General features: G+C 67.2%; 12 protein-coding genes and 2 rRNA genes. 12 read left to right on the plus strand and 2 right to left on the minus strand.

Annotation, left to right across the window (positions count from 1 at the left end):
• Together Uis4E_RS08095 and rrf are read left to right on the plus strand one after the other, a co-directional pair.
• A 23S ribosomal RNA gene (locus Uis4E_RS08095) occupies positions 1-219 on the plus strand; the annotation flags it as partial.
• 176 nt (positions 220-395) lie between these two features.
• A 5S ribosomal RNA gene (gene rrf, locus Uis4E_RS08100) occupies positions 396-512 on the plus strand.
• 328 nt (positions 513-840) lie between these two features.
• Here the strand turns inward: rrf and Uis4E_RS08105 are convergent.
• Entirely contained in the window at positions 841-1482 is a 642-nt protein-coding gene (locus Uis4E_RS08105; protein ID WP_101622682.1) for an alpha/beta hydrolase, read from the minus strand.
• Positions 1483-1661: 179 nt separating this feature from the next.
• Positions 1662-3158, minus strand: coding sequence for a DASS family sodium-coupled anion symporter (locus tag Uis4E_RS08110; RefSeq protein ID WP_243394459.1), 1497 nt, complete (start codon positions 3156-3158; stop codon positions 1662-1664).
• A gap of 234 nt (positions 3159-3392) precedes the next feature.
• Between Uis4E_RS08110 and Uis4E_RS08115 the strand changes: the two genes are divergently transcribed.
• The 10 genes from Uis4E_RS08115 to pyrE all read left to right on the plus strand — a co-directional run bounded on the left by Uis4E_RS08115 (position 3393) and on the right by pyrE (position 13525).
• A complete protein-coding gene (locus Uis4E_RS08115; protein WP_101622683.1) occupies positions 3393-5081 on the plus strand; it encodes an NAD-dependent malic enzyme in 1689 nt (562 codons plus the stop codon).
• A 94-nt stretch (positions 5082-5175) separates the two neighbouring features.
• Positions 5176-6156 (plus strand): LysR family transcriptional regulator, encoded by a 981-nt coding sequence (locus tag Uis4E_RS08120; protein WP_165784919.1) that lies wholly within the window; start codon positions 5176-5178, stop codon positions 6154-6156.
• A gap of 128 nt (positions 6157-6284) precedes the next feature.
• Positions 6285-6914: a sugar O-acetyltransferase gene (locus Uis4E_RS08125; RefSeq protein ID WP_243394461.1), complete on the plus strand. Its 630-nt coding sequence runs from the start codon at positions 6285-6287 to the stop codon at positions 6912-6914.
• Positions 6915-7080: 166 nt separating this feature from the next.
• A complete protein-coding gene (gene pyrB / locus Uis4E_RS08130) occupies positions 7081-8043 on the plus strand; it encodes an aspartate carbamoyltransferase (protein WP_101622685.1) in 963 nt (320 codons plus the stop codon).
• Positions 8043-8477: an aspartate carbamoyltransferase regulatory subunit gene (locus Uis4E_RS08135; RefSeq protein ID WP_101622686.1), complete on the plus strand. Its 435-nt coding sequence runs from the start codon at positions 8043-8045 to the stop codon at positions 8475-8477. Before pyrB ends, Uis4E_RS08135 begins: the two co-directional genes overlap by 1 nt.
• Positions 8478-8486: 9 nt before the next feature.
• Positions 8487-9935: a dihydroorotase gene (locus tag Uis4E_RS08140; protein ID WP_101622687.1), complete on the plus strand. Its 1449-nt coding sequence runs from the start codon at positions 8487-8489 to the stop codon at positions 9933-9935.
• 21 nt (positions 9936-9956) lie between these two features.
• The gene (gene pyrF, locus Uis4E_RS08145; protein WP_101622688.1) at positions 9957-10904 is read left to right on the plus strand and encodes an orotidine-5'-phosphate decarboxylase; all 948 of its coding nucleotides are present in this window, start codon (positions 9957-9959) and stop codon (positions 10902-10904) included.
• A 91-nt stretch (positions 10905-10995) separates the two neighbouring features.
• Entirely contained in the window at positions 10996-11823 is an 828-nt protein-coding gene (locus Uis4E_RS08150; RefSeq protein ID WP_101622689.1) for a dihydroorotate dehydrogenase electron transfer subunit, read from the plus strand.
• Positions 11811-12794, plus strand: coding sequence for a dihydroorotate dehydrogenase (locus tag Uis4E_RS08155; RefSeq protein ID WP_207764565.1), 984 nt, complete (start codon positions 11811-11813; stop codon positions 12792-12794). The genes Uis4E_RS08150 and Uis4E_RS08155 overlap by 13 nt, the downstream gene beginning before the upstream one ends.
• 29 nt (positions 12795-12823) lie before the next feature.
• Positions 12824-13525 (plus strand): orotate phosphoribosyltransferase, encoded by a 702-nt coding sequence (pyrE, locus tag Uis4E_RS08160; RefSeq protein WP_101622691.1) that lies wholly within the window; start codon positions 12824-12826, stop codon positions 13523-13525.
• Positions 13526-13527: the final 2 nt, after the last annotated feature.

Raw genomic sequence — 13527 nt, forward strand, 5'->3', positions numbered from 1 at the left:
CCGGTACGCCGGTTGTCACGCCAGTGGCACCGCCGGTTGGCTGCGTTCGGAAGGGATAACCGCTGAAAGCATCTAAGCGGGAAGCCCGCTCCAAGATAAGTATTCCCCGGACCCTCGGGTCCGAGACCCCCCATGAAGAACACGTGGTCGATAGGCCGGACGTGGAAGCCCCGCGAGGGGTGGAGCCGACCGGTACTAACGGGGAAGCGCGACACACACATCCCAACCCCTGGTTGGGACGGCATCAAACCTCTTCTGCGAATCATGAACGACACGGAGCAACCGTGACGACACGACAAGACAATCAACACTAGCGTCCACCATCCGGTCCCCAAACCACCAGCCCGAGGGGATATACGAGGAAGCGGGAGCGCCTCGCCCCACAATTGAAGATTTGCGGCGGTCATAGCCCAGGAGAGACGCCCGGTCCCATTCCGAACCCGGAAGCTAAGACCTGGCACGGCGATGGTACTGCACCCGAGAGGATGTGGGAGAGTAGCACGCCGCCGCACCACACGTGAAACGGACCCCCGGTCGAGCCACCACGGCTCCCGGGGGTCCACGCATACCCGCACACACGCCGGCCACGCGCATGGGATCCCGCCCCCGCCGGCGGGGGCTCCCGCGAAGCGGGTGGGGGTGGCCGCCCCGGCCCCCGCGACCCGGACCACCCTCCGACGCGTGTGCCGCGCGCCACCTCCCGCCAGCGGGAGGAACACCACCACGCCCACCGGCGAAGCCGGCGGGCGCAGACCGACCGAGGGGGGCTGCCCGTCAACGGGGGGAGGAACCACCGCACCACGTCATCTGGGGAGCTTGCCAGCGGCTGACAGGTAAAGTTCAAAGTTCAATGAACTTTCTGATGTCCTCGATCTCCTTCTGGCAGATGGCGTGGCCCATGCCGGGGTATTCATGGGATTCGAGGCGGCCGGTGGCTTCGAGCACACGGTGTGCGGTGCGCTGGTCATCCAGCGGAATCGTGCGGTCCTCGGAGCCATAGTGCAGCAGGAAGCGCGTGTCGCCGGCGATCGTCGAGCCGTCCGTCGTCTCCTCGCCCTTGAACGACGGGCTCATCAGAATCGCCGCGTCGAACATGTCGGGGTGTTCGCGCACGATGCGATACGACATGTAGCCGCCCTGCGAGAACCCGACGAGGATCTTCCGCCGGGACGCGAACATCGGCGAATCCAGCAGCGCGACCACCGCATCGCCCACCGCCGAGCATTCCCGGCGTCGCTCCTCGGTGCCGCACCCGTCCGGATACCAGTAGGCGCCGCCCATGTAATCACGGTCGTAGGTGCCGTGGAACGACAGGTAGCTCGGGATCCGTCCCGTCCCCGCATACACGCCGTCGATGACGCGGATCATCTCCCGCTCATCGTTCCCGTATCCATGGAACATGACGAACAGACGATCGTCGCCGGTCGAGGCGCGCCTGTCTCCGACGATGGTTTCGATATGATTCACCGAACTGAGACGCATGATTCGTTCCTCCCGAGGCATTGACACCACGCCGCCCATGACAATGATGCACGTTTCCGCTTCCCAGTGTAGAAGGGACAGAACGATGCCGCGGCGTGCGACCGTCAGTCGCGTGCCGCGGCACCCGTATTCCGGAAGACGTGGCGGTATGTCTGCTCGGACCGCCGCACGATCTCACGTCACCACAGGCCGATGATCTTCCACCATCCCAGACCGACGGTCAGGTAGATGGCGACCGTCACCACGCCGCAGACCAGGCCGACGCGCAGGAACTCCGCGGTCTTCACGTAGCCGGCGCCGTAGATGAGGGCGGACGGGCCGGACGCGTAGTGCGTCATCGCGCCGATCAGGCCGGACGTGCAGCCGAGCAGCAGCGCCGTCGCCATCGGGGGAGCGCCGGCCGCGACCGCCACGGACAGGAACAGCGTGTAGATCGCCACGACCTGTGCGAGCTCGGAGGCGAACATGTAGTGCAGCAGGAAGTAGCAGACGGTGAGCAGGACGAGCACCACCGGCCAGGACCATCCCTCGATGGAGTCGGCGATGAACGCGCCCGCCCACTCGGTGACCCCCAGCTCGTTCAACGGGGTGGCCATGCCGACGAGGATGCCGAAGAAGATCAGCGTGGACCATGCCGACGAGTTCGCCGCCATCTCCTTCCATGTGATGATGTCCGTGACGAGCAGTACGGCGACGCCGAGGAACGCGACGGTCGTGGCGTTGATGCCGGTGACCTGGCCGGTCGCCCACAGGACGAGCATCGCCGCGAAGGTGAGCAGCATGATCCACTCCTTGACGGACAGGCGTCCCAGCGATTTCAGTTCGGCCTTCGCGTCCGTCTGCGCGCTCGGCACGTGCCGGACGCTCGGCGGGTAGATGAGGTAGACGAGCGCGGGGATGACGATCAGGCACAGCAGGCCGGGCACGATCGCCGCCAGCGCCCATGTGCCCCAGGAGATCGGCGCGTCCGAGTCGGAGGCGAGCTGGGCGACCACCGGGCCGGCGGCCATGGCGGTGATGAACATGGACGAGGTGATCGCGTTCACGTTGTTCGCGGTGATGCACAGGAACGCTCCGATGCGCCGGCGCGACTCGTCGGATTCCGGCGTGGACTCCTGCACGTCGCTGATCGACGTGATGATTGGGAACAGGATGCCGCCCAACCGGGCCGTGTTCGACGGCGTCGCGGGCGCGAGCAGCAGGTCGGCGGCGGTCAGACCGTAGGAGATGCCGAGACTGGACTTGCCGAGCAGGCTGATGAACACGAGCGCGATGCGCCGGCCCAGTCCGGTCTTCACGAATCCCTGGGCGATGAAGAACGCGGCGACGATCAGCCAGATCGATGCGGAACCGAGACCGGAGAACGCGGCGGTCTTCGGATCCATCGTGCCGGTGAGCATCGCCACGGTCAATCCGATGATCGCCACGGCGGACGTGGGCAACGGCTGGAGGATGAGCCCGAGGATCGTGCCGAGGAAGATCGCCAGCATATGCATGCCCTGGGCGGTCAGACCGTCCGGCACGGGCAGGATATAGATGACGAGGGTCACGGCGATGCAGACGGCGGCCTTGAGCGCCTTCGCATGCGGGATGGAGGTTGCGGCCTTGGACGTCGCCGACGTCGCGGAGGCCGACCGCGTGCTCGGGGAGGACTTCAACGGTATGGACATGGTCATCGTGACTCCTTCATTGGGGCTGCCCCTCCGTCTTCGTCGGTGGGAGGGAACGGATGATGCGACCGATTGCCCCAAGGCTACGATGCGGGCTTCCGCACCCGCAAATAAGCGACGCCTATATGGGAACGGAAGGCCGCGGCGCGCCGCCGGGAACCGTCGGAACCGTTGGAAGACTGGGCGTGTCGCCATAGTGGCTCCGCTTATTTGAGGAGGTGCGCGGCCCGCTCCTATCGTATGAGGCGACGCGGCGACGAAGCCGACGACAAGACCCGGACCCACATCCAACGGACAAGGAGCGACATCATGACCGGATTCGCCACACTCAAGGATTCCTTCACCAACCGCGGCCTCGCCGCCACGATCGACGAGCGTGTGGCCGCCGACGTGGACGGCCTGCTGCCCGCCGCCGTGCAGTCGCTCGACATGCAGGAAGAGACCGTGTACGAGCGTTTCCGGAACATCGGCGACGACCTCGGCCGTCGTCTGTTCCTGATGGGTGTGTGCCGCGAGAACCGCCGCCTGTTCTACCACGGTATGTCCAGGCATCTGACCGAATACATGCCGATCGTGTACGCGCCCACCGTCGCCCAGTCGATCATGCAGTACGACAAGTACTATCTCGGCTCCGACGTCGCCTACGTCTCCATCGAACACCCCGAACGCATCAAGGACGCGCTGCGCCAGTACGCGGAAGGCCGTGACATCGATCTGATCGTCGCCACCGACGGCGAAGGCATCCTCGGCATCGGCGACTGGGGCGCGCAGGGCGCGGAGATCCTCACCGGCAAGCTCGCCGTCTACACGGCGGCCGCCGGCATCGACCCTGCCCGCGTGCTGCCCGTCATGATCGACGTGGGCACTGACCGCAAGGAGCTCCTCGACAATCCGCGCTACGTCGGCAACCGTTTCCCTCGCGTGCGCGGCGAACGCTACGACGCGTTCATCGACGCGTTCGTCCACGACTGCCTCGAACTCTACCCGGACGCGCTGCTGCACTGGGAGGACTTCGGACGACCTACCGCCGCGCCGATCCTCGAACGCTACCGGGGCGACGTGCTCACCCTGAACGACGACATCCAGGGCACCGGCGTGACCGTGCTCGCCGCGCTCGTCGCCGCCCGCCGCATCGCCGGCACCTCCTATGACGACACGCGCATCCTCGTCTTCGGCGCGGGCACCGCCGGCGTCGGCATCGCCGACCAGCTCGTCGACGACCTCGTCGTCAACGGCGGCATGGACCGCACCGAGGCGATGGGACGCGTCGCGCTCGTCGACCGATACGGTCTCGTCGTCGAAGGTCAGGACGGACTGACCGACGGCCAGCGCAAGTACGCGCGCAAGGTCGGCGAATTCCCGGCGCTCGCCGACCCGACCGACCTGGCGGCCGTGGTCGACGCGTTCCGGCCGAGCGTGCTCATCGGCACCTCCACCCGCCCCGGCGCGTTCGACGAACGCGTGGTGCGCGCCATGTGCGCCCACGTGGAACGCCCGCTGCTGTGCCCGATCTCCAACCCGACCGAGCTCGCCGAGGCGAAGGCGGCCGACGTGATCCGCTGGTCCGACGGCAAGGCGTTCGTCATCACCGGCACCCCGTCCGCGCCCGTCGAGTACGAGGGCGTGACCTACCACATCGGCCAGGGCAACAACGCGCTCATGTACCCGGGCATCTGCTTCGGCGCGATCATCGGCAAGGCGAGACTCGTCAGCGACCGCATGCTGCTCGCCGCCGCGCACGCCATCTCCGGCATGATCGACGTGGACGAGCCGGGCGCCGCCGTCCTGCCGCCCGTCAGCGACCTGAAGGAGATCTCGCGCAGGGTCGCCGTCGCCGTCGCCGAACAGGCCATCGCCGAAGGCCTCAACCGCGAGCCCGTGCCGGACGTCGAAGCCGCCGTCGAAGCGAACACCTGGCGCATCGACTGACCATCCCGACCGTGATCCCGCCTTCCTGACGAGCTGCCCCGCCCCGTGGAAGCACGCTACAATGGAGTGTGTTTTCCCCGAGACGAGGCGGCTCATGGCATCGATAGACAACATCCGCGATCTGGAGTTCTTCCAGCTCGTCGCCGAACTCGGCAGCTTCACCGATGCGGCCGCGGCCGCCCGCGTCTCCCAGCCCACCGTCTCCCAGGCGGTCAAACGGCTGGAACGGCGGCTCGGCGCGACGCTCATCGAACGACGCCGCTTCGGTGCCGGGGGAGAGGCGACGCTCACGCCGGCCGGACTCGCCCTCATCCGTCACACCGCCACGATCCTCGACGAGATCAACCGCCTGCCCGACGAGATCGCACGAGCAGGACGGGCCGGTTCCCCGGCGGACGGCGACCCGGCCGTCGCCTACTCCGTGGGACTGCCGCCGATCATCTCCGCCTACCTGCTGGGCGACGAAACCATCGACGCCCTGGCACGCACCCTGTCCGGCGAACTCGACGGCGAGGTCACCGTGCAATCCGTCGGATCGCGCCGGCTCCTCGACGCCATCGAACGGCATACGGTCGATTTCGGCGCGGTCGCAGCCGTCGAATCGTCGCCGTCGTTCGGCGTCGCACGCACGTTCCGAATCGCCTCGTTCCCGTTCGGCCTCGCCTACGCGAAAACCGGCGCGGCCGCGACCGCGCTCGCCGGCCGGATGACGTTCGACCTGTCCGACGGGAAGGCGATGAAGGGCATGCGGTTCGTCACCCTGTCCGACGACTTCGTGCATTCGAAGGCGGCGGGCGCGTTCATCCGCTCCCGCATCGACCCCACCGACATCATCGAGGTCGCCGACGTCGGCACGATGAAGTCGATCATCGCGTCCGGCATCGCCGTCGGACTGATGGCGTCCGTCGCGGTGGAGGGCGACGGGCGCATCGCGTTCATGCCCGTGACGGGCGCGACGTTGCCCACCTTCGACGTCTACGTGTTCGACGACACCTCCTCGCATCCCGACGCGCGGCGCCGCCGGGACGGCGCGGACGCCTTCCTCGACGTCATCGGGCGGCGATTGGCCGGCTGAACCCGTTCCCGATCCGGAACGGAACGTACCGGATGGCCGCCGGGAGGCTCCCCGCGAACCATGGCAACGCTACCATGGGAGGCGTGCCGCGGCTTCGCGGCGAACCGGACGGAAGGCGAGGAACACGCATGGACGATACGCGGGAGACGATGGACAACGTGGTGCGCAAGGACGCGGGACTGCCGTACCACTACGACGATCCGGCCATCATGGACGGGCAGCTCGCATGGCAGGACAAGCTGTGGGAGTACAACCAGACCAGACCCACCGAACAGGACCGCCGCGCCGAACTGCTCAAAGGGATGTGCGCCGAAGTCGGCGAAGGCGTGCATATCGAGACGCCGCTGCACGCGAACAACGGATGCCGGCGCGTGCATCTCGGCAAGGGCATCTACATCAACGCGTTCATGAGCATGGTCGACGACGCGGAGATATGGATCGGCGACTACGCGATGTTCGGCCCGTCCGTCACCATCGCCACCGCGGGACACCCGATCCTGCCGATCCTGCGCGAGCACCACTACACGTACGCGTTGCCCGTGCATATCGGACGCAACGTGTGGGTCGGCTCCAACGTGAGCATCCTGCCGGGCGTCACCATCGGCGAGAACAGCGTGATCGGCGCCGGTTCGGTCGTCACGCGCGACATCCCCGCGAACGTGGTCGCCGTGGGTGTGCCGTGCAAGGTGGTGCGTCCGATCGGCGAACACGACCGTGCATACTACTGGCACGACCGTCGCCTCGACGTCGAGGAGTGAGCGGGCGGCGCCAAGGTGAACGGAGGGTGACGCGCGGGGGACGGCTTGTGCGGCGTGCGTCGGAGAAATGGTCTATAGTCGGATAGGTCACGTTAGTGGCCACCTTGTCCGTTTCACACACGAAAGGTGAGCCGTGTCAACTGAACAGGAACCGGCGGAGACGCCGATGCTCGGCAAGAGCGTCATTTCCCTCGACGATCTCTCCATCCCCCAGATCACCGATCTGCTGCATAAGGCGCAGTACATCGACGCGCATCGCAGGGAAGTGGCGCACGCCTGCGACGGCAGGGTGCTGGCCACGCTCTTCTACGAGCCCTCCACCCGCACGCGTCTGAGCTTCGAGACCGCGATGCTGCGTCTCGGCGGCAAGGTGATCGGCTTCGCCGGCGCGCAGCTCGCCTCCGTCACCAAGGGCGAATCCATCGCCGACACCCTGAAGACCGTGTCCAACTACGTGGACGTGGTGGCGATCCGCCACCCGAAGGAAGGCGCGGCGCTCGTCGCCTCCCGCGCCGCCTCCGTGCCTGTCATCAACGCGGGCGACGGCGGCCACATGCACCCCACGCAGACGCTCGCCGACCTCGCCACCCTGCAGTCGCGTTTCGGCCGCGTCACCGACCTGACCGTCGGCCTGTGCGGCGACCTCATGTTCGGCCGCACCGTGCACTCGCTCATCGAGACGCTGTGCCGCTTCGGCAACGTGCGTTTCGTGCTCATCAGCCCCGACGAGCTCAAGACCCCGCAGTACGTGCTCGACCGCATCGACGCCACCCCGTCCTGCTCCTACGTGGAGGTCAAGGACCTGGTCTCCGTGATCGGCGACCTCGACGTGCTGTACATGACCCGTGTGCAGAAGGAGCGCTTCTTCAACGAGGACGACTACCTGCGCCTGCGCGACACGTACATCCTCGACGAGGACAAGCTCGCCCTGGCCAAAGAGCACATGGCCGTGCTGCACCCGTTGCCGCGCGTCAACGAGATCGCCGTCGAGGTCGACGACGACCCGCGCGCCGCCTACTTCGAGCAGGTGAAGAACGGCATGCTCATGCGCATGGCCCTCGAAAGCACCGTGATGGGCGACGAGCTGCCCGGCTACGAACCGTTCGAGAACAAGGAGGTCCAGGCCTGATGGAGGTCACCAGCATCCAAAACGGCATCATCATCGACCACGTGCCCGCCGGCACCGCGCTGAAGGTGCTCGAATACCTGAAGATCAACCCGGCGAAGACCAAGCTCGCCCTCATCATGAACACCGACAGCCACCTGTACGGCACGAAGGACATCATCAAGATCGAGGACGAGGACGGCAAGAAGGGCCCGTCCGTCGATCTCGACGTGCTCGGCCTCGTCGCGCGCACCGCGACCGTCGGCATCGTGCGCGGCGGCAGGATCGTCGAGAAGAAGACGCCCACGCTGCCCGAGCACGTGGTGAACATTCTCACCTGCCGCAACCCGCGTTGCGTGACCACCACCGAACGTGGCATCGAGCAGATGTTCCACCTGACGCACTCCGAGCGTCAGGAGTACCGCTGCGACTACTGCGACGAGGAAGCGAAACTGTAAGGAGCCGATATGCCGACGCTGCGCAACATCAAGGTGTGGAACACCGACGAGGTCATCGACGTGAAGGTGCCGCTCGCCGCGGAATCGATCCTGGAAGGGGAGCGTTCCGGCGCGGACGGGTTCGACCGTCTCGAGATCGACGCCACCGGGCTTACGCTCGCGCCCGGATTCGCCGATCCGCACGTGCACTTCCGCGATCCCGGACAGACCTACAAGGAGTCGATGGTCTCCGGTTGCGCCGCGTCGGCCTCCGGCGGATACACCGACGTCCTCATCATGCCGAACACCGTGCCCGCGATGGACGGCGAGACGATCGACGATCCGGACGCCCCCGGCGCCAACGAGGTGCTGTCGACGGGACGCGACGACGTCATCGACTTCCTCCAACATTACGCCGACGACCACGGCGTGACGCTGCCCGTGCGCTACGACCTATGCGTGTGCGCCTCCAAGGGCCGCGCCGGCCGCGAGGCCACCGAGCTCGGGCATTGGCGCCGCCACATGCCGGGCGTCGACGACGAGTCCAAGGACGCCGACCAGCTCGCGCATCCGGTCACCGCGATCAGCGACGACGGCTCGGCCGTGACGCCCGAGACGCTCGACGCGGTGTTCGCGCTCGCCAAGGAGTCCGGCCTGCCGCTCATCGAACACTGCGAGCATCATGACACGGGCGCGGTGAACGAGGGGCCCGTGTCGCGCAAACTCGGCGTGCCCGGCATCCCCGAGGACACCGAGCTGAAGATCGTCGCGCGTGACATCGCCAAGGCCCGCGAGACCGGTGTGCACGTGCACTTCCAGCATGTGAGCACCGCCGGCAGCTTCGAGGCGATCCGCGCCGCCAAGGCCGAAGGGCTGCCCGTCACCTGCGAGACCGCGCCCCACTACCTCTCCCTGAGCGACGAGGCGCTGCTCGAATACGGCACGCTCGCCAAGATGAACCCGCCGCTACGTTCGGAAGCCGACCGCAAGGCCACCTGCGAGGCCGTCGCCGACGGCACCGTCGACCTGCTCGCCACCGACCACGCGCCGCACACCATGGAGGAGAAGGAACGCGGGTTCCTCGACGCCCCCAACGGCATCATCGGCCTCGAATGCGCGTACGGGGTCTGCCACAGGACCCTCGTCGACGGCGGATACATCTCCGACGAACGGCTCATCGAACTGATGAGCGTCGAACCGATGCGCCTCATGGGCCACGAGGCCACCGACGTGACCGCGCTGCTCGACCGCGAGACCGACGCCTCGCGCGAACCAGACGCCAGGCGCGTGCTCGACCTCACGCAGGTGAAGGACGCGACGGGCATCGGCCTCGTCGTGCTCGACACGTCCCGCGACTGGACCGTCGACCCGGAGACCTTCCACTCCAAGGCCCGCAACACCCCGTTCGGTGGCTGGAAGGTGACCGGACGACCGCTCGCCACCATCATCGGCGGCGCGATGGTGTTCAGCCGACTCTAGGACTTCAACGAAAGGAAACGCATGGACCGCTTGATCGACGCCATCGAAGCGACGCAGAACCCGAGCGTCGTCGGACTCGACCCCACCGAGGCGCTCGTGCCGCCGCAGGTGGTGGCGGGACTCGCCGACGAGGTCAGGGACTCGGTGGAGGACCCGGCCGAAGCGCCGGCCGTACAGCTCGCCAGCGCCTTCTACGAGTTCAACCGCACCATTATCGACGCGGTCGCAGGCATCGTACCCGCCGTCAAGCCGCAGATCGCCATGTACGAGGCGCTCGGCCCCGCCGGCGTCGACGTGTACACGATGACCTGCGACTACGCGGCCAGCCGCGGCCTGTATGTGCTCGCCGACGCCAAGCGCGGCGACATCGGCTCCACCGCCGCCGCCTACGCGCACATGCTCACCGGCGTGAACGGCTTCGACCCGTGGAAGGTCGACGCCGTCACCGTCAACCCGTATCTCGGCACCGACGGCATCACCCCGTTCGTCGACGCCGCCAAGGAGAGCGACAAGGACCTGTTCGTGCTCGTGCGCACCTCCAACCCCTCGTCCAGCGAACTGCAGATGCTCGACCTCGCCGACGGGTCGAAGGTGTACGAACGCGTCGCCGACCTCGTCGAAGGATGGGGCGCCGACACGATCGGCGAACACGGCTACTCGCGCGTCGGCGCGGTCGTCGGCGCCACCCACCCCGAGGAGGGCAAGGCACTGCGCGCACGCATGCCGCACACCTTCTTCCTCGTGCCTGGCTATGGGGCGCAGGGCGGCACCGCCGCCGACGTGCGCGGCATGTTCGACGAAAGCGGCTCCGGTGCCATCGTCAATTCGTCGCGCGGCATCATCGGCGCATGGAAGAAGGACGAACGGTACAGCCCGTCCATGTCCGCCGACGACGCACTTGCGCTCGTCGACGAGACGGCGCGCGCCGCGGCGATCCGCATGCGCGACGATCTGCGCGCCGTGCTGTAGCCCATGGACCCGCGCACCGGCGCACCGGCGTCGACGTGCGCGGGCATCCGCGACAGCAACATACCGACCACCCACCAACGTAAGGAGCACCATGAGCGCCACCTTCACCCCGACCTATGACGTGGTGAACGAGGCCGTCGCCGCGGGATTCTTCCCGCCGCGCCATCCCGTCGACGTCACCGACGTCACCGAACTCACGCCGGGCGTCGTCCGGCTCACCTTCCGCGACCCCTACATCGCCGAGCACGCGCGTCCGGCCCAGTTCGTCAACATCTTCACCAATGACCCGCTGATGCCGATGCCGCGCCCGTTCGGCGTGAGCGAGACGCACGACGACGAGGTGAGCGTCATCTTCGCCGTCGTCGGCAAGGGCACCGCCGGGTTCGCGGAACTCAAGGCCGGCGACGTGATCCAGGTGCTCGGTCCGCTGGGGCGCCCGTTCGATACGAAGACCGCCGCCCACTACGTGCTCGTCGCCGGCGGCCTCGGCGTGCCGCCGCTCATCTACACGGCGCAGCGCCTCGCCGACGACCCGGCCACCCGCACCACCGCCGTGTTCGGCTACCGCAACGTGCATTTCGCCGACCGTTTCGTCGAACCGTATGCCGACGCGACAGTAAGCATCGACGAATCGGAAGGCAACGTCATCACCCTGCTCGACCGTCTCGAAGCGGACGGCGGCCTTACGGTCGAAGGCCTCGACACGGTGATTCTGTCCTGCGGGCCGTTGCCGATGATGAAGGCCGTCGCCGCATGGGCCGCGGAACGCGACCTCGCCTGCCAGCTGAGCATGGAACAGCGCATGGGCTGCGGCTACGGCACCTGTGTGCTGTGCACCGTCGACACTGTGGACGGACGACTCAAGGTGTGCGCCGACGGACCGGTGTTCACCCGCGAACAGCTCGGATGGGGGAAGTGACGATGACCACGAACAAGACCGACGTGAAGCACACGGACCACATCAACCTGTACGAGGCCCACGAGTGGAAGCACCCCACCCAGGTGGCGGGCGTCACGTGGAAGAACCCGGTCGGCACCGCATCCGGCACCTTCCAATACGCGGCGGTGCGCTGGTTCTACGACGTGAGCCAGCTGGGCGCCGTCTCCACCAAGGGCTGCTCGCCCGTGCCGTGGGAGGGCAACCCGTCGCCGCGCACCGCCGAGGGCCCCGCCTCCAACATCAACGCTGTCGGCCTGCAGAACCCGGGCGTCGACCACTATCTCGAGGACGATCTGCCCAAGCTCAAGAAGGCCGGTGCCACCGTCGTGGCCAACGTGGCCGGGCACTGCGACGACGACTATGCGGCCGTCGTCGCCAAGCTCGCCGACTCCGACGCCGACATGCTCGAGATCAACGTGAGCTGCCCGAACGTGACGCACGGCGGCATGAGCGTCGGTACCGACCCGGTCGCGCTCGCCAAGCTCATGGACCGTCTGCGCCCGATGACCGACAAGCCGATGATCATCAAGCTCACGCCGAACGTGACCGACATCACCGTGCCGGCCCGTGCGGCCGTCGAACACGGCGCCGACGCGCTGAGCATGATCAACACGCTGCTCGGCATGCGCATCAACATCCGCACCGGCGAGCCGATCATCGCGAACACGACCGGAGGCGTGTCCGGTCCGGCCGTGCTGCCGATGGGTCTGGCTGCCGTCTACCGCACGCGCACCGCGCTGCCCGATATTCCGATCATCGGCATCGGCGGTGTCGACTCCGGCGAGAAGGCGCTCGAATACCTGTACGCGGGCGCGAACGCCGTGGAGGTGGGTGCGGCCGCCCTGTTCGACCCGGTGGCGCCGCTGCGCGTCGCCCGCGAGCTCGACGACCTGCTCGACGACCGCCCCGAACTCGCGGCCAAGCTCGCCGCCGGCGAGACCTGGCGCTGACCGCTCCGCAACGAAGGAAGGAAAACGACATGACCGACAACGCATCGCTCGACATCCGATTCACGCAGTTCCTGCTCGAATCCAAGGCGCTCAAGTTCGGCGACTTCACGCTGAAGTCCGGACGCAAGTCCCCGTACTTCATCAACGCTGGCGCGTTCGACGACGGCCGCAAGATCGCCACGCTCGGCGCGTTCTACGCCGAGAAGATCGCCGCCGAGATCGAGGCCGGCAGGCTGCCGAAGGACATCGACACCGTGTTCGGCCCCGCTTACAAGGGCATCCCGCTGGGCGTATCCACCGCGATCGCCCTGACCTCCGCCCACGGCATGGAGGTCGGCTACACGTTCGACCGCAAGGAGAAGAAGGACCACGGCGACGGCGGCATGATGGTCGGCACCCAGCTGAAGGATGGCATGAAGGTGCTGCTCGTCGACGACGTGATGACCGCCGGCACCGCGGTGCGCGAGGTCATCCCGAAGCTCAAGGCCGAGGCGGATGTCGAGGTCGTCGGCCTCGTGCTGTCCGTCGACCGCATGGAGAAGACGAAGGACTCCGACCTGTCCGCGGTGAAGGCCGTCGAGGCCGAGTTTGGCTTCCCGGTGTTCGCCATCGCGAACGTGCGCGAGATCTTCGAGGCGGGACGCTCGATTCTCACCGATTCCGGCGAACCGTACGTGACCGATGCCATCAAGGCCGCGGCCGACGCATATCTCGAGCAGTACGGCGCGTGACG

This window comes from Bifidobacterium parmae (assembly GCF_002860365.1).
In the GTDB taxonomy this organism is placed as follows: Bacteria; Actinomycetota; Actinomycetes; order Actinomycetales; family Bifidobacteriaceae; genus Bifidobacterium; species Bifidobacterium parmae.